This is a genomic window from Polynucleobacter sp. HIN6, from assembly GCF_030297575.1.
GTDB lineage: Bacteria > Pseudomonadota > Gammaproteobacteria > Burkholderiales > Burkholderiaceae > Polynucleobacter.
The window spans coordinates 1,104,079-1,123,734 of record NZ_AP028137.1; the positions used below are offsets into that span (position 1 = coordinate 1,104,079).

Annotated in this window: 17 protein-coding genes; 6 read left to right on the plus strand and 11 right to left on the minus strand. The window is 47.4% G+C overall.

Features of this window, described 5'->3' with window-relative positions:
- The first annotated feature begins 27 nt into the window (after positions 1-27).
- Entirely contained in the window at positions 28-723 is a 696-nt protein-coding gene (locus tag QUE66_RS05730; protein ID WP_286223122.1) for an SDR family NAD(P)-dependent oxidoreductase, read from the plus strand.
- Here QUE66_RS05730 and QUE66_RS05735 read toward each other — a convergent pair whose 3' ends face one another.
- The 7 genes from QUE66_RS05735 to QUE66_RS05765 form a co-directional block, all read right to left on the minus strand.
- On the minus strand, positions 724-1,710 hold the full coding sequence (locus QUE66_RS05735; RefSeq protein WP_286223123.1) for an NAD(P)/FAD-dependent oxidoreductase: 987 nt from the start codon (positions 1,708-1,710) through the stop codon (positions 724-726). It abuts the gene before it with no gap.
- On the minus strand, positions 1,711-2,949 hold the full coding sequence (locus tag QUE66_RS05740) for a DASH family cryptochrome (protein WP_286223124.1): 1,239 nt from the start codon (positions 2,947-2,949) through the stop codon (positions 1,711-1,713).
- Between the two features lie 11 nt (positions 2,950-2,960).
- A complete protein-coding gene (locus QUE66_RS05745) occupies positions 2,961-3,302 on the minus strand; it encodes a hypothetical protein (RefSeq protein ID WP_286223125.1) in 342 nt (113 codons plus the stop codon).
- 100 nt (positions 3,303-3,402) lie between these two features.
- Positions 3,403-4,917 (minus strand): cryptochrome/deoxyribodipyrimidine photo-lyase family protein, encoded by a 1,515-nt coding sequence (locus tag QUE66_RS05750; RefSeq protein WP_286223126.1) that lies wholly within the window; start codon positions 4,915-4,917, stop codon positions 3,403-3,405.
- A gap of 110 nt (positions 4,918-5,027) precedes the next feature.
- Entirely contained in the window at positions 5,028-6,413 is a 1,386-nt protein-coding gene (locus QUE66_RS05755; RefSeq protein WP_286223127.1) for an APC family permease, read from the minus strand.
- Between the two features lie 119 nt (positions 6,414-6,532).
- On the minus strand, positions 6,533-6,778 hold the full coding sequence (locus QUE66_RS05760; RefSeq protein WP_286223128.1) for an EF-hand domain-containing protein: 246 nt from the start codon (positions 6,776-6,778) through the stop codon (positions 6,533-6,535).
- Between the two features lie 19 nt (positions 6,779-6,797).
- Complete coding sequence (locus QUE66_RS05765; RefSeq protein ID WP_286223129.1) at positions 6,798-8,516, minus strand: amidohydrolase; 1,719 nt, start codon at positions 8,514-8,516, stop codon at positions 6,798-6,800.
- A 207-nt stretch (positions 8,517-8,723) separates the two neighbouring features.
- Between QUE66_RS05765 and QUE66_RS05770 the strand changes: the two genes are divergently transcribed.
- From QUE66_RS05770 to QUE66_RS05780, 3 genes are read left to right on the plus strand one after another with little or no spacing between them, the layout of a single operon-like run.
- Complete coding sequence (locus QUE66_RS05770; RefSeq protein ID WP_286223130.1) at positions 8,724-9,500, plus strand: YaiO family outer membrane beta-barrel protein; 777 nt, start codon at positions 8,724-8,726, stop codon at positions 9,498-9,500.
- Positions 9,478-10,137: a hypothetical protein gene (locus QUE66_RS05775; protein WP_286223131.1), complete on the plus strand. Its 660-nt coding sequence runs from the start codon at positions 9,478-9,480 to the stop codon at positions 10,135-10,137. Before QUE66_RS05770 ends, QUE66_RS05775 begins: the two co-directional genes overlap by 23 nt.
- Positions 10,134-11,564: a glycosyltransferase family 2 protein gene (locus tag QUE66_RS05780; protein WP_286223132.1), complete on the plus strand. Its 1,431-nt coding sequence runs from the start codon at positions 10,134-10,136 to the stop codon at positions 11,562-11,564. Before QUE66_RS05775 ends, QUE66_RS05780 begins: the two co-directional genes overlap by 4 nt.
- Positions 11,565-11,568: 4 nt before the next feature.
- On the opposite strand, the gene QUE66_RS05785 is transcribed toward QUE66_RS05780, so the two are convergent.
- From QUE66_RS05785 to QUE66_RS05800, 4 genes are all read right to left on the minus strand, one after another.
- Positions 11,569-12,642 carry a patatin-like phospholipase family protein gene (locus tag QUE66_RS05785; protein ID WP_286223133.1) on the minus strand — a complete coding sequence of 358 codons (1,074 nt, stop codon included), beginning with the start codon at positions 12,640-12,642 and terminating at the stop codon, positions 11,569-11,571.
- 153 nt (positions 12,643-12,795) lie between these two features.
- Positions 12,796-14,094, minus strand: a complete 1,299-nt coding sequence (locus QUE66_RS05790; protein ID WP_286223134.1) for a lipase family protein — start codon at positions 14,092-14,094, stop codon at positions 12,796-12,798.
- Positions 14,095-14,138: 44 nt separating this feature from the next.
- Positions 14,139-14,984 (minus strand): hypothetical protein, encoded by an 846-nt coding sequence (locus QUE66_RS05795; protein ID WP_286223135.1) that lies wholly within the window; start codon positions 14,982-14,984, stop codon positions 14,139-14,141.
- 17 nt (positions 14,985-15,001) lie between these two features.
- The gene (locus tag QUE66_RS05800; protein WP_286223136.1) at positions 15,002-15,817 is read right to left on the minus strand and encodes a hypothetical protein; all 816 of its coding nucleotides are present in this window, start codon (positions 15,815-15,817) and stop codon (positions 15,002-15,004) included.
- A gap of 113 nt (positions 15,818-15,930) precedes the next feature.
- Here QUE66_RS05800 and QUE66_RS05805 point away from each other — a divergent pair, with 113 nt between their 5' ends.
- Positions 15,931-17,691 (plus strand): amidohydrolase, encoded by a 1,761-nt coding sequence (locus tag QUE66_RS05805; protein WP_286223137.1) that lies wholly within the window; start codon positions 15,931-15,933, stop codon positions 17,689-17,691.
- A 62-nt stretch (positions 17,692-17,753) separates the two neighbouring features.
- A complete protein-coding gene (locus QUE66_RS05810; RefSeq protein WP_286223138.1) occupies positions 17,754-19,640 on the plus strand; it encodes a carbon-nitrogen hydrolase family protein in 1,887 nt (628 codons plus the stop codon).
- Positions 19,641-19,656 lie beyond the last annotated feature (16 nt).

The following is a 19,656-nucleotide window of genomic DNA, read 5'->3' on the forward strand; positions in this document are numbered from 1 at the left end:
ATTTACAAAATCAGGTACAGTCGCCGCATGTCCTTGCTCCAAAAACCATTTCGGGCCCTTGTAATTGGCTCCTCCGGAACCATCGGCTCTGCCTTGGTATCGGCCCTCCAAATGCATTCCAACTGTGCCGAGGTGGTCGGGATCCATCGCATATCTGAGCCATCCATCGATTACGCTGACCCAAGCACGATCGCCTCGGCAGCAGAGCAATTAGTAATTCATGCGCCCTTTGATTTGATCATTAACACCATTGGGGTTTTGCATAATCAGAACATCTCCCCCGAAAAGCGCTTGGCAGATCTACGAGCCGCACAACTCCAAGAGCAGTTTTTAGTGAATGCGATTGGGCCGGCACTCACCATCAGCCAATTCACGAAGCTCTTAAATCCAGCGGGCGCTATTTATGCCACCCTATCAGCCAAGGTGGGTAGCATCAGCGATAACCGTTTGGGAGGTTGGTATAGCTATCGCTCCTCGAAGGCGGCTCTCAATATGTTGATTAAGACCGCGGCGATTGAGCTCAAACGCACCATGCCCAAGGTTGCCTTGATTGCAATCCATCCAGGTACCGTGAACTCCAATTTATCCAAACCGTTTCGGGGTGAAGAAATTGGTCGCGACCCTCAACAAGCCGCCAATGAAATCCTAACCGTTCTATTAAAAGTGAGTGCCGAGAACTCTGGAAGCTTTGTGTCCTACAGTGGCGAAGTGATTCCCTGGTAATTAGAGAATCTGCTTCAGTTGCTCCGCCAGGCGATAGCCACTCAACCAAGCTCCTTCCACGGTGGAGTTCTTTAACCAGTCGCCACAGAGGCCCACTGCAATCGATGGATCAAGGGCAAACTCTCGTTTATTGGCTGCCTCAAGTTTGGCATAGCGCCATAAATGGCTTTGGTGCAAATCGGGCTCCACCCCAGTCAGCTCCTGAAATGCTTTAATCAAAATGGGCTCGATCTCAAACTGAGTGCGATCTACATGCTCTGATGACCAAGCATGACTCGCTTGTGCAACCCAGGTCTCATATATGGGACGATCGGGCTTGGAGTTATCACGCGCCAACCAGGAAAACAAACTACCCTCCACAAACGCACCATCAAAAGAAAGATTGAGCGGCTCTTTTAAATAGGCCAAGAGAGTCCAACAGGGCAGCATCACCACTTCCTGGCAAATCGCTTTTAAGGATGCTGAGTATTGACCAATCAGGCGTTCAGCCTGCACCGACGGAATCGCTAGTACGAGATACTCAAATGCCCCAGCGAGTTGGCCATGCTCTTTGGTGGTGATTTTCCAGAGATCATTAATCCGATGCAGATCCACTACCGTATGTTGGGTCAGCACATTCAAATTCTGTGCTAAGTGTTTGGCTGGCGAGGTCATCGCCGGAATACCTACATAGCGCGTCGCATCCGAGGGTTTATCGATGGCATTGCCATGATTGAGGGTCACGATCCGACCTGACCACGGTTTGGCAACTTCGGCCTGCACCCACTGAGCAACTTCTCTCTGGAATAGAGGATCGCGCGCCGTGAAGTACTGAGCACCATGATCGGCTTCCCAATCACCAAAGTAGCGATGGCTCATACGACCGCCTACCCCTTTGCTCTTGTCAAAGAGGGTCACAGCAAAGCCATGAGCTTGCAATTCTTGGGCACAGGATAGACCAGCAATCCCCGCACCGATGATGGCAACCCGTTTTTTAATAGTAGTCATTTAATTCAACCAGCGTTTTCGATAAGAACCATCTGCATCATATTGCGCAATCTGTTTGGCGACATTAAACGCTCGACCACCCCTTGGGTCGGTACCATGACCCGCGATATACAACCAGTTGCCTTGATTGCTATAGACATCATAGTCAATCAAGCAGGACTCAAACCAGGCTGCCCCCGCCTGCCAATTACCGCTCATGGCATAGATCCAGTGACTCGCCACAATTTGGCGCATGCGATTCGATAGAAAACCCGTCTCAGCCAGCTCCCGCATACCCGCATCAATGAGATCAACACTGGTAGTACCGGTAGACCACTGATGAAAGCATTCGGGGTCAAAGGTGTTGGGTGCACGTTGACTCAATCCCATAGGCCTAAACAAGCGTTTACCGTATTTAAGCATCAGAAAGCGAAAGTAATCACGCCAGAGCAGCTCAAACCAAAGCCAATAAGTGCCATCATTAGCCCCGTATTGTTCTTCATATTGATGAATCCGCCCAGCAATCGTGCGCGCAGAGATCGATCCGACCGCCAACCAAGGTGAGAACTTACTCGATGCATCAAATTGACTTAAGGCATTACGGGTCTCTTTATAGGTATCAGGTAAGCGTCGCTCGCAATATTGTTCGAGATGTCTTAGAGCATGGGACTCACCACCATTCACAAAGAGCGTGACGGCACTCTCTTGAATTTGATCCTGGGGTGGCAACCTGGATGGCAGTGGTGGAATCGTTTGAGGGATCGCTACTGGCTCGGCAAACTTGAGGCGACGCTTTTCAACCCACTGTCGAAAGTTAGTGAAGACATCCGGTAGCTCACCAATATCCATACCCAGGGTTTGAGGATCGAGCATCGTCGATTGCCATTGGGTGCGTATATTTATTCCTGCTCTTTGCAATTCCAAAACATCGTGCTCTTCTTCAGGGGCGGCAATCACTTCGCAATAAAGCGCATCAGCACCAATCTCCTTGTAAAGCGCTGGCAAGACATTCTTTGGGTCACCCTCCAGAACGAATAGGGTTGAGCCCTTCTCTTCTAGTGAGTTTCTTAAGTCACGAAGGTTCTGGTGCAGCCATGCAAGGCGTTCTTTACTGATTCGTTCAAACCCCCAAGGTGTTTGCTCTTGCGGGGGGAGTATAAAAATCGGTAAAAGGTTTTGAGAGTTCTGGCAGGCGTTTACAAACTGGGGGTTATCAAGAAGACGCAGGTCTGCTCTAAACCAATAGATTGAACAACCCACGATGAAATGCTTTAAGTTGACTGTAGCTTAGCGCTGGGATCTACCATGCACTGTTTTTGAGCGTTACGCTCGATCGCTTTGAGCCACTCGGGCTTGGTTTGATTAGTCAATGAATTAAGCTCACTCAATTGTTGATCATTGGCTAAATTACGCACAACCCGCGCCACACAGGTACAGTAATTACTAAAGTCACTGGCCTCGAGGCTTCTGTTCTTGACGTTTTGATGATTACGCAATTGCTGATTAATACAGTTTTTAGCGATTGGGTCACTACTCAGCGTTGCTATTGCCGGGCTAGACGTGACAAGCAACAAGCTACTCAAGGCAGTGGCGAGGATTGGGATCAATTTCATGGATGGCTTTCAAAAAGATGAATCCAGCATACCAAAATCCACTTTTTTATGCAGAGGGTTCATCGCCCTCACTTTCAACCATACTATTTAGAGCCGATCATTAAAAGTCAAAGCCCAGTTGTGCCTTTGCGGGAGCGGTCTTTGCCTTGGTCCGATGCATCGTTTTGCGAGAGCCGTGCTTTTCTAGTACTGCCTGCTTGGCAATTCTGACTTCAGCCTGCTGGCGGCGCCCATACAGGCGTGACTTGGCTTCTTTGGTAGCAATCGCCAAATCCACAATCGGTAGCGGAATCTCAACCCCCACCCGAATGCCAAGTTGCTCTTGCAGAGCTTGGGGCATATTCCAGGGCTCATAGAGATAGGTATTGGGCACTTTGCGCATCGCTGGTAACCAAGTGCGCACAAACTCCCCAGTGGGATCATGATCCATCGCTTGCTTAATCGGGTTATAGACCCGCGTGGTATTGATTCCAGTGGTGCCGGATTGCATTTGCAGTTGACTCCAATGAATCCCAGGTTCGTAATCCAAAAACTGGGTAGCCAACCATTCGCCTACGGGGCGCCAATGCAGCCATAGCGGGTAAGCCGCGACCGAGACTAACATCGCGCGCATCCGAAAGTTGAGCCAACCGGTCTCGCGCAGCATCACTACACAAGCATCGACCATCGGCCAACCGGTTTGTGCCGCCTTCAATGCCTCAAAGTGCTCGTGATGAAAGTCATTCTCACGCAAACCATCGTAGCCGCGGTGCATATTGCGCCACTCAATCTCGGGCTCACTCTCGAGCTTTTGAATGAAATGGCAGTGCCAATACAGTCGACTCAGAAACGCTCGTAAGCCCGCCTTTTGCCTTGCTGCAATCCCCTCTTCCGTGATTCTGGCGCGGGTGCGACTCACCACCTCACGCATACTCAGACAACCATAGGTAAGATAGGTCGAGATACGAGAGCATGCTTGCGGGGACGTTAAAGGCGATGAGATTCCACCTCGATAGCCTTGACTGCGAATGGTCAAAAAATCATCTAAGGTCTTGAGTGCAAGACTACGCCCTCCTCGCTGACGCCGTGGTGGGTCGTGCCGAAGATGTGATGGGGGATTGATTGCTGACAAAGATTGTATCGCGGGATTCCAGAATGAAAGTGTTGGAGCTTTTTCTGGCGGGCTAGCCATATGACGCTCCCAAGCCGACTGCCAGGCATTACGACTCTTTAGGCGTCGCACCACTCCAAACTGCGGATACTCATGCCACGCAATCTGATGATCTGCGCACCAATGCGACACGGATCGATCTCGATCATACGTCCATTGATTACCGGTCTCCTCATGCGAATGGATTGCAGCAAACGGCTGGGATTGCCACAAACGCTCCAAAACCTCAAGCATCTCTCCCGTAAACACCTCCAAGCCACCACCATGTTTACGGAGTTCTGCATCGAGATCCCTTAGCGACTCGGTAATAAACCCAAAATGCCCTAAAGCCATATCGGGCTGCTGCCAGAGGCTCGGCTCAATCACATAAATACAGCGTATCGGTCCGCGCTTTGCAGCATGCGCTAAGGCGGCATGATCCTCCCAACGCAGATCACGCTTAAACCAAACGAGCTGATAACTCATGACAAATCACTCTTGTAGACAGAGTGATAACAATAGCATTGAAGTAAAAATTGTGTTGGTTACCAAACCATCGATACTGGGGTTGATCCTTAAATTATCTCAATGGATTATTAGTTAGATAAACTGCGTTGACGATTGCGGATTCGATTGAGATACAGAGGAATAAAACCAAGAGCAAGACCACCTAAGCCAATGAGATTAGTGAGAAAATCAAAAGTTTGGGTACTGTAGATCGCAATAAAGACCATGAATAATGCTGATAGAAATGGCCAAATGACATAGCCAATTGCATGACTTGGCCCATTGGATAATTGAGAGCGGTAGTACCAAGCACATGCAAAACCCGCAAGACTCATATAGAAACAAATTTGAAATCCAATCGCCATGATGGAGCTTGAGAGAATCGATTTCACGGTCGGCATATACGATGAAGTAAATAACAGCAAAAGTCCTAAAACCCAGATTGCCAGGGTTGCAATCCATGGCGTTTGCCACTCTGGATGAATTTTTGAATAGGACGGATGCATCATGCCATCCCGCGACATCGAGAATAAACTCCGACTAAATTGCAGAATTTGGGTTTCGATTGTTCCAACTGTACTCAAAATCGTACAAAAGACAGCAAGATAGTTCCATGGTTCCGGAAATAGCTTGCTTGCAACTGCGAATAAGACATTAGTATTGGCACTTGAAATCTCATCATCCGTCAATACAATCAAGACCACTACCATCATGATCGAGAAAAAGAGAATCATGTTGATCACAGACCAAAAAGCACCGGTACTTGCCGCACCAGATGCATGACCCTGACTCGATTTACTCTCCTCACTTAGGTTCATCGTGACATCCCATCCCCAGAAGAAGAAAATTGCGATTAAAGCGCCTGTCGCGAATAGTCCTGGAGAGAATGACAATGGCGAAATCCACTGCAACGTTGGTATGCGCACCGGGGCATCCCAGTATTGAATAAATGCGCCAACAATAATGGCAATCAAAATAGTTGCCTCAATGATTGTGAAGCTAATTTGTACATAGCTGGAGTGCTTGATTCCCCTAGCCACCAGAAGTGTAATTAGTGTCAGCCAAATCGCTGCAACAGCTGCAATGGCATGGGTATTCTCAACATAGCTTGGCGCAATTAATAACAGTGTGGAGCTAGCGGCTGGAATCGTTGCCGATACCATAAAGCATACCGAAGCCACCAAAAGACCCCAACCAGTAAAAAATCCCCAATTGGGTCCAAATACGTGGCCCACCCATGCATAAGCAGCACCCGCATTAGCAGTAATTTTGCTTAGGTTCATGAAGGCTAAGACAATGCCAAACATAATGAGCCCGCAAAATAGCACGCTACCAACCGAAAGCTCCCCTACCGAAGAAACAATCGCTGCAGTGGTTACCGCCACACTAAATGCGGGGGCAGTTCCTGCAATACCCATAATGATGGATTCAGAACTACCTAGGGTATTTTTAGATAGTTCATCGGGTACAGACATGCTCAACTTTCAAGGCTTAATGAAAAGCCAATATTGTAGAGCTACCCACCAGGGTGCCTCAGTTAGCTGGCTAATTGTACTGAAGAATCAAAAAAGATGTTGGCTACTCACCCAAAAAATTAACGATCAGCCATTGCCTTAATTTCTGCGGCGGTTACATAGCCCTTCTTCTGGGTATCAATGCGCTGGAAGTTGGCTGCCACTCTTGGCATGCCGGCTTTTGCTTCCTCTAAGGTGAGCTTGCCATCCTTATTTTTATCGGCAGCTGCAAAACGTTCATCAATCTCACGATCAGTTCTTGATTCTTGAGCGTATGCCGTACCAACGGCTGCAAGCATGATTAAAGAGAATGCGGCTTTCTTCATGAACTCGATCCTTAAGTAATTACTTCAAACTGACCTGCTTGCCATCGATCCAGGTCGACATGACCTTAATATTACGAATCTCTTCAGGCTTGGTTTTGCGTGGGTTCTTTTCCAGAATTACCAAATCGGCTTGCTTACCAACTTCTAGGCTACCAACCAATTGATCAGCAAAGATCTGATAGGCAGCGTCAATGGTGATTGCTCGAATTGCATCATCAACTGAAATAGCTTGATCAGGACCCAATGCTTTACTCGGTGGTAATTGCCACATACGGGTAACCGATTCAGTAATGTAGTTCAGTGGTCCCACATTAGAGACTGGGGTATCACTATGCAAGGTGAACTTGCCGCCAGACCGCTTGATCTCACCGGCCGGGTCAATGCGTTTGGCTCGATCTGCACCAATAAGCTGGTTGTAAAAAGCCGAACCCCAATAATCCACATGACCAATGGTGAAGCTTGGAATCACCCCAAGTTTCACGGTTTGCTTGACCTGTTCAGGATGGTTCACCGTAAAGTGCTCGATGCGTAAGCGTCGATCTTGTGGCTTAGAGTTACCAGAGAGCAGTTTGGTATAGCTTTTGAGCGTTTGATCGATTGCTTTATCACCATTGGAATGGGTTGAGATTTGCCAACCTTGATCAAAGTAAGACTTCATCGATTGGTAGATTTCGTCATCCTTAAAGTTCAGTGCCCCACTCCAAGAACTTCCCTTCGGATAGGTATAGGGCTCGCGCAGCGCGGCGGTTAAACCTTGGGTTGAGCCATCCGAGATGTATTTGATACCGATAAAGCGCAAACGATCATCACCATCATTCGGCTTAATGGTTTTGTATCCAGGTGGCATTGCCTCACTAAACAAATAACCCCGGACTCGAATCGGTGACAGATTCTTAGCAAAAAGACCTTTATAAATGGCGATTTCTTGATCAACCCCAAAATTACCGCCCACGCTCATCTCCGAGGCGGTGGTCACGCCAACCGAAGCCATCTTGCGCATCGTTGCCAAGATTGCCGCTGTCAACTCGGCCTCCGAAGGGTTAGGCATTTTGGCCATGAATGGCAAGTACGATGGTGGCTCAACTAACTTACCAGTCAGCTTGCCATTAGCATCTTTCACATAAATACCGCCACCCTTCGGGTTTGGGGTTTTATCCGTAATGCCAGCAAGTTCAAAGGCCTTGCGGTTTACGTAGCCAATATGACCTGATTGATTGACGATAAAGATGGGTACATCTTTGGAGACCTTGTCGAGATCATCTGCGGTGAGCTCGGCCATGAATGGAGAAGTTCGCGATGGATCGACACCAAAACCAAATAGCCAACCACCCTTGGGCACATTTTTCAGATGCGCCTTCATTTTGGCGATTAAGGTCTCTTTGGTGTCATATGGTAAGTTGAAATTACTGAGATTTAGTCCCAAGCCCTCAAAGACCGAGGTCACAATGATGTGCACATGAGGCTCCACAAACCCTGGCATCAAGGTCTGACCCTTGAGATCAACCATCCGAGTTGTCTTCGATTGCCAGTCCTTTGTAACTGCATCTTTGTTGCCCACCGCCACAATCTTGCCACCCTGAACTGCCAAGGCTTGAACTTCTTCATTTTTCTGATTGACGGTCACAATCGGGCCACCATAAAAAATGGTGTCGGCATTACCTTTGGCGAATACAAAAGAAGCCTGCAATGTAAGAGTAATTGCGAGTAGTTTTTGAAGGAAGGTCATACGTGTTTTCATGGGAATCAGTCGATGAATTGATGGTTGAAATAACAGTCCTTATTTTCATGAATTACTGCAATAAATCAATAGGTTGATCGCCTAGGTAGGGCATTTCCCTTAGCAATAGACCCAGGCCATATAACTGTCTTACACTGGGGTTGATAAGTAATCGGATGGATGCTATTGAATAAGCAAATCGGCAGATACTGCCTCCCCCTTCGATTCATGATTGGGCTCATGCTTGCGCCGGGTGTAGTACATGCTCAATTAGAGGATCCCACCAGGCCGGTAATTGATCGCCCCGCTTTTTTTGATTCCAAACCGTATTTGGAGTTGGGCGGCTCCTATGAGAATCTCACCAACAATTACAAACCTTGGGATGCCCAGTATCTGGATGTCATGTTACCGATGAAGCAGTATGGTTTGCTATACACCCAAGTTCAGAACGCCAATCGCTTCGATCAATCGGATCAATCTGTTTATGCAAACTACGCCTACCCAACCCACTATGGAGTCATCAATGTTGAGGGTGGTTACACGCACAATCCGTTTTTCTTAGCCAAAGAGCTATATGGCGCAGGATGGGTTGGCAAACTACCCCAACAATTTAATTACTTTCTCTCTGCACGGCAAAGTAATTACACGGATGGTGATACGGTAAATCAAAATATAGGGTTGGATAAATACATTGGCGACTTTCGTATTGCTTACCTTGCCACCTACTCCACCCTGAATCATCAACGAAGTGGCTGGCTGAGCAAATACCAAGTTCAATGGTTTGGTAACAATGGCAATCGCTTGGGTCTCACTTATGCCAGCGGCCATGAACCAACCGTCGTCAATATTGGCAATCTCACCACCATTGATACTCAGCAATATCAAGTGGATGGGATCTATTGGCTCTCTAAGCAATATGGTCTAACGGGCGCTCTGTGGCACGCAAAACAGGGAAATTTTTACCAACGCAATGGAGTGCAAGTTGGATTTCGAGTGGCTTTCTGATCCCCTGCTGCAATACGCCCTTTACCTCACCGGCTTCTTTATTCTGGGGATTGTGGGTTGTATGGTTCTAATTGCCCATAAGTTTCAGTCACATCATAGCCACCAAGTCAAACAAGCCCATGCCACAGAGTTGATTCAGGAGCTTCTCAAGGCGGGCAAGCCCGATTCATTGCAAATCGATGCCCTGAATCAGTTCATTCAAAAGCATCCAATTGATGCCTGCTACGCCATAGTACGAGTTCTAGAAAACGCCTCGCCGTTGATTGATCTCAGACTCTTTAAAGACATGCAGGTCAAAGAGACAATTGATCGTTCACTTGCAAGCTTTTTTCATAAAAACCATGCCATTGCGATTGAAGCGATTGGATTACTTAAGCAAGATGATTACCGTGCCACCCTGCTTCGCTATCTGGATGACCCATCCTGCTGCAGCTTCGCAGCCGAGGCTCTCGTTCGCCTAGATGGTATGGGTGCTGTTTCAACCATCCTTGCCTACTATCAACAGAAATCGCTCAGCATTAGTCAGACACTAACAGGCTTACTGCAATTAGATCCCAAGGATCTTCAGGACCTAATCGCTGGTAGGAGTGCAATCCTACTTCCAGCAGAATTTACCCGCTACTTGAGGGCGCCATGAACCCAACATCTTTCATGAGTTTGGTGATCCGTTTCATGGAGTATTTTTTTCATCTCCATTTATTACTGGCTTTACTAACGTACGGAGTTGTCGCTACTTTATTTCGTAAGCACATTCGGCATATTCGGTTTCGGGCCATTAATCATGAGAAGATCCCGTTTGAACGCTTCCAAGCCCCGCTCGTGAGTTTTGTCATCCCCGCGTTCAATGAGGGGCAAAATATTCTAGATAGTGTTGCCGCCGCCCTCTCTGCCGATTACCCAGCCTTCCAGGTCATTGTGGTTGATGATGGCTCAACTGATGAGACGATTTCCTTATTAAGAAATAACTATCACCTCGAAGCACATGCTATTAGGCAATATTCTAAGCTTGGCACCGCTAGGCTATTACATTGCTACCGATCTTCGAGTCATCCTAATCTGTTTGTGATCCAAAAAGAACATTCTGGGAAGGCGGATAGTCTCAACGTCGGGATTGATTATTGCAATACTGAACTCATTTGCTGCATTGATGCCGATTCCATTATTACACCCGACTCATTACGTAAGATGGTGGTTAAATTCATTGATGAGCCAAGCTTGATTGCATTAGGTGGCGCAATCTCCCCCAGTAATGAAATTATGGTGCGCGACGGAAAGGTCAGTCGCCGCAAATCGAACCAGCCTATTTTTGTCGCGGTTCAGATCATTGAGTATTTGCGATCCTTCACCTCATGGCGCACCGGCTGGTCCTATCTCGATGGCTTATTGATTATTGGTGGTGCCTTAACAGTATTTAAGCGTGAGGCAGTCATCGCGGTTGGCGGATACCGCAAAGGTATTGCTTGCGAAGATTTGGATATGATTCTCTCATTGCATCGGCACTTCTTGAATCGGCAAATTCCGTATCACGTCTGGACTATTCCAGATGTCATTTGCTGGACGCGAGTTCCCACTGATGCGAAACACCTCAAGATACAACGGGAGCGCTGGATGTATGGAGCCCTCCAAAGCTTGAAGTATCACCGCGCATTGGCATTTAATCAGAAAAATCCATTGATTGGCTGGATGGCGTTCCCGCATTTAGTCTTTATTGAATCTTTTGCACCAATTTTTGAACTTCTCGGTCTTCTGTGTTTTGTCAGTGCCCTAGTATTTGGCCTGCTATCGATTCCAGCTTTTCTTATTTATGGACTTCTGGTCTTTTCCATTACCGGGTTTTATTCCTGGTTTGCACTCGCCATGAACGATGCATTTATTAATACCTTCCCAAATCTAAAGCAAGTGATTCGCTTGGGACTAATTGGGCTCATCGAGCCCCTTGGTTACCGTCAACGAGAATCCTACTGGCGTATCGATGCTTGGTGGAAATGGGTGCGAGGCGAGCCAATTGCATGGGGTAACAACACAACAGACGCTAGCTACTCAGCCAAGCAAGATCGGATTTAACTTCTTACGCCCAAAACGCCTTAATTTGAGCCGCTTCCTTCTTCGCACGCTCATACCCTGCTCGCAAAGCGGGTTGAATTTGACGAGGATCCGTTAGGTTTATCCCATCTGGCGCTCCCGCCACAATCCATTTCACTTTAGTGCCAACACTCTCAATCTCTTTGATGTTTTGTGCCATCGGATGCGGAATCTTTGTCAGAATGGGGCCAGTTACTCCATCGGTGAGAGTAATTACTAGAGCACGTTTTGATCCGGCCACTACATCAACATGGGCTGGATTGGAGCACATTCCACCGTCCATACCGTAACGCTGGCCAAGTAAAGTGGGTCCCACGATTCCGGGGAGCGAGCTACTCGCTGCAACAGCATGAGCCAATGCAATCTTATTCTTTCGAGCACTAGCTTGACCAACAATTAGCCGTTCACCGGTATAGCAATCAATCGATGATGTGAACATTTTGAGTGTTGGCCAATCTGTTTTACTATCCCCCGTGAGTAATGCCGCTAGGGCTTCAACTCGGGATCCATTCAAACGGTTATCGGCTGCCAGTGCAGCTCGGCCAATCACTTGCCTTGTTTCAATGCTGCCATCGGTTGCACTCATATTGATTTCCATCGCTCTGAGTTGGCTCGCATTGGGGTTAGTCGTTGGTGCAAGTTTGGCAAAGATCTTGGGAAACTCGCCAAAGAAATCCATTTCCCCTCGTAGGCGACCAAAGTGCCCCGATAGGAGAGATGAACCCATATACGATCCTGCTGAGGTTCCCACCACCATCTGCGGCAGACCTGCCATATCAAGGCCAGCTTCCATTAAGCCGTGAAAGAATCCGCAATACCAGGCAATGTAATACTCCCCACCGCCACCCAATACCATCGTACGATCTAAGCCTTTGGCAAGTGGTGAGACCTTAGGTGTCGTTGCAATTGGAATCGATAGGCCGTCATTGCCAAAGATCTTCTCTGAAATCTGTTCAGTTCTTTTTGCTAAGCCCTGTGCATGAGTAGTAGATAAATAGGAAGCACTCGCAAGTGCAGGGGCCGCTAGGGAAGAAATTTTTAGGAAGGTTCGACGTTGCATAGTGTGGTTAATTGAACGGTGAGTTTAAGAATTGAATTAGTCAATAGAATGATAGCAACCCAAGAGACCGCACCCTATAAAAACTACAGGCGCAATAAAAAGAAAAACCCCGATCATTACTGATGAGGGTTTGGTTGCAATCCTCGCAATTAGTTAACTTTTGGGACAGCCATTTCCCAAAGACTTGCCTGCGACCCGGTCCTTCACCCATTGCAAATACATAGGAGCAGATACTCCGGGAGTTGAGAAATGGGTTTGTTGCCCTGGTAATTGAATCCGCTCGATATTGGCACCCATGGCACACATTTGTTTCTGATAGAGCTCATGCATGATCGGTGGCACCGCGGTATCTTTTGTTCCCCAGTAAATGACAACTGGTGCAATCGGCTTTACCGGGGGAACGCTACCGTCGATCAAGGCTTTTACCCATGCGATCGAATTAATAGGCTTATCTCGAAGAAGCGATTTGAAATCGGCGCCGTAGGCGTAATTAAACGTATCCGCAACCACATGCATGCACTTATTTGACAAAACTTGATCAATTACTTTTGCACCCTGATCGGTAAACAAGTCGGTCAGCTTGAGATTGGGGTATGCCGCTTGGGTGCCCCACATCGTCATTGCAAAGTGTGAGAAATTGAATACATTGTCAGAGAAGAGCTTAATTAGTCCGTTTAAAGCTTTATCAGCGGTTGCTTGATCTTTGTTTGCATTTTGGATCATCACCCCAGCATCCTCGGGTGCCATCGCAACAAAACCAAGCACTTGCAAATCATCGGCAACACTACCCTTCTGGCTTAAATAATTCCCCAAGCTTGCGGCTGCAATCGTAGCGCCTCCCCCTTGAGACCAGCCGTAGAAAATAGTGCGCTTACTTGCGCCAGTATCTTTCATGGAAATGGCGGCGCGCGCTGAGTTAATTAAATCACGACCATTGGTGCCAGCCACTGCGTATTGATGTTTACCACCTCCGCCAAGACCCTGATAATCAGTCGCTACAACCACATAACCCTCTTTAATAAATTCTTCAAGGTTGGGAATGCCATAGTCCGTCCATGAATTACCGCCAACCAAAAAATACTGATTCAGCGGGGCTGCGGGGTTGATTACCTGTGAGGGCCCACAATTTTGCGCAGTACCAGTCGTACCATGGGCCCAGGCTAATACGGGACGACCTTCTTTGGGCGCAGCAGCGACCGGAGCTACCACCAAACCGGTGGAGATAGTAGTACGTCCACCCACGTCCGATGAAATATACGCAATCTTCCAGGCCTGTGCACCCTTAACTGAAGTCTCAATCTTTTCTTGTTTGATGACCTGGCCCAACTTACCTTCGGGTTTCATTTTGATGACATCGGCATAAAACGATGGCATCGGTGGATTGGCGTGCGCTACCGAAACAGAAATACTCAATAAAGCACTGACTGCCAAAACTGAAAATAGTTTATTCATACAAAACCCTAAGAAATAATTGCGCTAGGTGTAAATGAGAAGAATTACTTCAAAACAATCAGGGTCACCGTTGCTCTAGCACCCCAACCGGATGGGCCACCTGGGGTATTGCTGACGTAATACATGGGGCCAGCACTAAACGAGAACGGTAGACCTCCAATCACAGTTACCTTCGAGACCCCAGCATAGAGCGGATTGGAGGTACGACGGGTATCGTAGTTATAAAGTGCTTCCATATTGGTTGTGAAGGTCCACGCGTCTTTGGTGGTGTAGGCTACAAAGGGTTGCCCATAGAGGTTATTTTGTGTACCAAAAGCGGGGTTACCGCCCACCTCCCAAGATTGGTAGCCAAGTAAGCCGTAGGTCCATGGGCCTTTACGGTTAAGTACTACCCCAGTAACACCCGCACCCGTTTGCTGAGAGCCAAACTTACCGCTATTGCCCGAGGGGGACTGTAAATAGGGACCAACTCCCCAAATCCATGAAGAGTTTGTGTTGGGTGCATAAAAGGATTCCACGGTCACGCTGGCGATACCGTATCCAGAAAATGGTGACCCCGTGGGACCTTGCACACTCACCTCACGTACACCAGCGACGATGGGTCGCACAATAAACGTATCGCCTCCGCCTAGATCAAAAGGCATGACCGGCTGAAATAGTAAAGTTTGCTCAGAGCCCGCTTGGTTCGCGCCCACTCCCCGACTGTACTCATATTGAAATGGCACAGAAATCATATTGGCAATTGGATTGGCTAGTTTTTTAGCAATCTCAACCTTATCAATCCCTCCGCTTGGAGCAGCAGGGGCGCTCGGTGCAGCTTGCTGGGCAATTGCCGTGCCGGTTAAGCCGATTGCCAGAAACGTGGCACTAATGATTTTGGTGGTGTTCATAGCAAAGCTCTTAGGAATCAGAATTTAAACGTGACAGCAATTTGAGGGCCCTGCATGGTGGTCTTTTGCAATACACCACCGGCTTTCATGTCGTAGTACAAAGCACGATAGGTCAATGAGGCATCAATCAATTTGCCAAATGACTTACCCACCCCCACCATCGCTTGCCAGGTAATATTCGTCGTACCTCCGCCGCTACCGATATCACCATAGAACGGGACATACCAGCTCGAGTCAGCGATGCGATAGCGCCCTTTGGCACCAATAATTGGATCAACCGTTGAGGTTGTCTTTGAAATAGTTTCCTTCAGTGGGGTGCCCTCGAGATCGCCATTTAATGTTGCGGTCACATCAATCGCACGAACACCCAACAATCCATCCACGTAGGCATTTTTGGTGTTGGCAAAGGTATATGTTGCTGCACCGGTCAAAATGGTTTGCTGCAGAGTAATTTTGTCTGCCACCCTAGCAGCGCCCTCTGGGGTCATCACAGGAACTGATCCCGAGTTTTGAAGCGTCGCAGATACCAAATCACCCATGATTCCCCACCTGCCATAGTGCGCTTCTGCAGCAATCATGCCGCCAGACTTCAGATTGCTCAGAACGTTGCTCGAACTATAGTCAGCGGACTTTGCAAAACCATTATCAAGGCCTATAGTTCCTTTAATTCCAGGGGCCCAGAGGTAAGGGGTTACCTCAAAGCGCCATTGGTCAGCGACGGCAGGAATCGGATTGTCGGTATTGGCGGATGCTGTACCGAACCCCAGGAGGCAGATGGTTGCCAACATTGCATGTAAGGGGTGACGAAAAAGATTGAAAGAGGTTGATTTCATAAAGATCATGTTTTTTAATGATGGATTAAATTTGTAAATTATATTAGACAAAAAAATAGTCAAAATTTTTTTCAAGTTTTATCGAACACACTCTATTAGCAAAGGTTATATGTATGTGCCAATGGTGTATTTCCACAGTCATCTCCGAACATCTCACCTCAGGCATTTCAGGTGACCGACGCCAATTCTTAAAGTACTCTAGCGCCCTACTCGCCTCAGGCGCTGCAACTTATGCTGCGTCCTCAGTAGCTCAAAGTAATCAACCCATTGAGGTCATTTTTCGTAATGGTCCCATTTATCCAATCGCTGGTGATAACAAACGGGTTGAGGCGCTGGCCATTAGTGGCGGCAAAATTCGGAGCCTAGGATCGGTTTCCGATGTGATGCGCACTGCAAGTGCATCCACTACGGTTGTCGATCTTCAGGGCCGCACCCTAGTGCCGGGATTAATTGATCCGCATAATCACACGGTTCTTAGTAGTCTCTTTGATCTACTCCTCATCAATGCCGGCTTTGCCCAATACAAGACCAAGGCCGATGTCGCTGCCATGATCAAATCGAGAGTAGCCAATACACCCGCTGGTCAATGGCTGGTGTTTGGCTTCTACGATAACTTGCTCCAAGGTGGCGACTGGTCGCTCACAGAACTGGATGCTATCTCTAAAACTCATCCCATCTACATCATCTACGTCAACGGGCACGTAGGTGCAGCCAATAGCTTAGCTTTTTCCAAAGCTGGGGTAACAGAAAATATCGGCCCCCTGCCAGGCGGTGGATTTTTTGGTCGAGGTAGTAACGGTAAGCTCAATGGCATGATTTATAACCAACCTGCCCTTATGAAGGTTTTAGATCATGCGATTGCCAAACCAACCCCTGAAGTTTTAGAAAAGGCAGTAATCGCATATGCCAATAAGGCTGCAGCGGCCGGCTTTACAGCCTTGCATGAGCCAGGTACTGTGAAGCCGGAGTGGATTGAGGGTCTTGCCAAACTATCTAATGTCTTACCGATTCGCCTAAGTGCTAGCTTTAGCAGCGTCGATGTTGAACATAGCAAGGCGTTTGCGAGCTTAGGCCCCTCTCACAAAGCCCGCGTGATTCCGAATAGTCGGTTCTCGCTCTATGGCATGAAAGTCTGGTCCGATGGATCGAATCAAGCTGAGACCGCATGGCAGAGCAAGCCTTATCTCAATACCAACCGACGTGGGACGGGAGGATATAAATCCGAGCAAATGGTCGAGATCTGCAAGAATGCCAAAGCAGCTGGTTGGACCATGCTTGCTCACTGTCAAGGTGATGCGGCCATTGAGCAATACCTCAATGCATTAGAGGCCGTATACGGCGCTAACCCATCTACTGGCCTCATCCGCGTCGAGCACGCCACAATGGCAAGGCAAGATCAGATCGATCGGATGAAGCACCTCGGTTATGAACCCAGTTTTATGACCGACTTCATTTACCTGTACGGCAATGCCTACCGTGATCAGATTTTTGGTAATCCCAGAGCTAGTTTTATGGTTCCGTTTGGTGCGGCTGCCAAGGCAAAGCTGAATTACACCGTGCACTCGGATAATCCAGCGGCCGGTATGCCACTTAATCCCATGCGACATGTGGAGATTCAGCTGATGCGCCGTTGTATTGTCGATAACTCCATCATTGGCGCTGATCAACGAGTCGATATCCATCATGCAATGCGTGCGATTAGCATGCATGCCGCAAGGCAAATTGGTTTAGGTGATTCCTTAGGCACACTAGAGGTAGGCAAAGATGCTGACCTCACACTCCTAGATGGTGACCCATTCACCACTAGCCCAGATAAAGTCGGTGCCATTAAAGCCTCACAAACCTGGGTGGCTGGCAAGAAGATGTATGGGTAAAAAAGCTTTGACCCGCTGTCACCATTAATATTTATTTTGATATCAACTTTATTGAATCCATCATGAAATCCATTAAATCCCTCCTCGCTATTTCACTTCTAATGCCCCTCACTATTTGTGCGAAGGAAATTAAAGTAGCCGCTGTAGAGTTTGCAGCTAAGTCGCCTGGCTTTGAAGCAAATTTACCTGGTATTGTGGATGCATTAACTGTGGCCGCTAAAAATGGTGCCAAGTTGATGGTTCTACCTGAAGGTGCTACAACTGGCTTTTTGTATCAAGATACTAAGGCACTAATGCCATACGCTGATACCGTTCCAGGCAAAACAACAGAAGCCATCTCAAAAGTTACCAAACAATTTAATGCCTATGTTGTAGTCGGTATGTATGAAAAGAACCCCATTACTAATAAGATCTACAACGCCGCGGTTCTCATTGGACCGAATGGCTATATTGGTAAGTACCATAAGAATAATTTAGCGACTGGCGAGGGTATGGTTGCCTCACCGGGTAATCTCGGCTTTCCAGTATTTAAAACGGATATTGGCAAGATTGGTCTAGTGATTTGCTTTGACGATACTAATATTCAAAATCTTTTATTACCAGTATTGCGCGGTGCTGATATCGTGGCGCAACCGATTGGCTCAAACAAAATACCCAGCATCTTCACAGCGAGCTACACCAATCACTCAACCATGGCTAATATATCAACAGCAGTGAGCTGGATGGGTACCAATGTAATTTCCACAAATTCTACGCGCTCAGAGGGTCTTCCAGGTATGGCTTTTGTAACCTTTGATGGATCCTCATCCATTTGGGATAACACAGGAAAACGCTTGATTTCAGCGCCATTATCGACAGTAGCCAATCCGACCAAGCCTCAAACCGTATATGCAACGCTGAGCCTCAGCAAGCAAAGTGAACAAAAAAACTATTGGCTAAAGCATCGTCGTCCAGAACTTTATCAAGATCTCAATAATTACCGCTATCCCGATGATGGCAACGCGACCCATCAATCACGCCAAGTTGCAGCTGTCCTCGTTCAGTATGAACCAAAAACAGGTGATGTCGATGCTAACTTTAAAAAGGTTGAGCAACTTTTAAAACAACGCACTGGGGTATTTAATCTCACCGTTCTCCCTTTTAATTCATTTTTAGGGCCTGTTACCCTTAACAAAAATACGGTCGCTCAATATGCGGAGGAGCTCAATGGTAAGAGCTATCAACTCGCCGCTGGCTTAGCCAAGAAGTATCAAACCTATGTCCTATTCTCAATGCCCGAAAAAAGGGGTAATCAGTACTTTCAGACTGCTATTTTATTTAATGGGAGCGGTAAACAAGTTGGCATCTACCGCAAGTCTCATCTAAACGATTCAGAAAAAGTATGGGCAAGTGCTGGAAATGAACTACCAGTTTTCTCTACTCCTAATTTTGGTAATGTCGCTGTGATGCTTAATGATGAAGTTCGCATTCCAGAGATCACCCAAATGTACGGTATTTATCGTGCTGACTTAATTTTGGTACCTACCAGTTATAACCAAAAGGAATATGGCTCAGTGGTTGATATCCCTAAGGGCGTTGTTCAGGATGCGAGTAATCGCGGAATGTCCATGTGGTACAACATTGCCAAGTATGCGCAAGCGTATACCTTAGTTTCTAACTTCATTCGCGGCGATCAACGAGCAGTTGGTCAAAGTGCGGTCTACTCATCTGCTCCGGAAGTTGGATATTACCCACCCAATATTGCTCCAGACCAAGAGATGGCCCATCTTGTGAACTTTACAACCCATGTGAACAAAACAGTCTTTATGGACCAAGAGCGCTTGATTGCTAGTCGTCGCTGGGATCAAGCGGTTCCATTAACGCTAGATATGAATAGCGCGTGTTTCAAAGAGTGGCAAACAAATTCGACTAACAAAGAAGTTTGCCCAGCGGTTGATATGAACAGATAAGGATGTAATCGGTTGG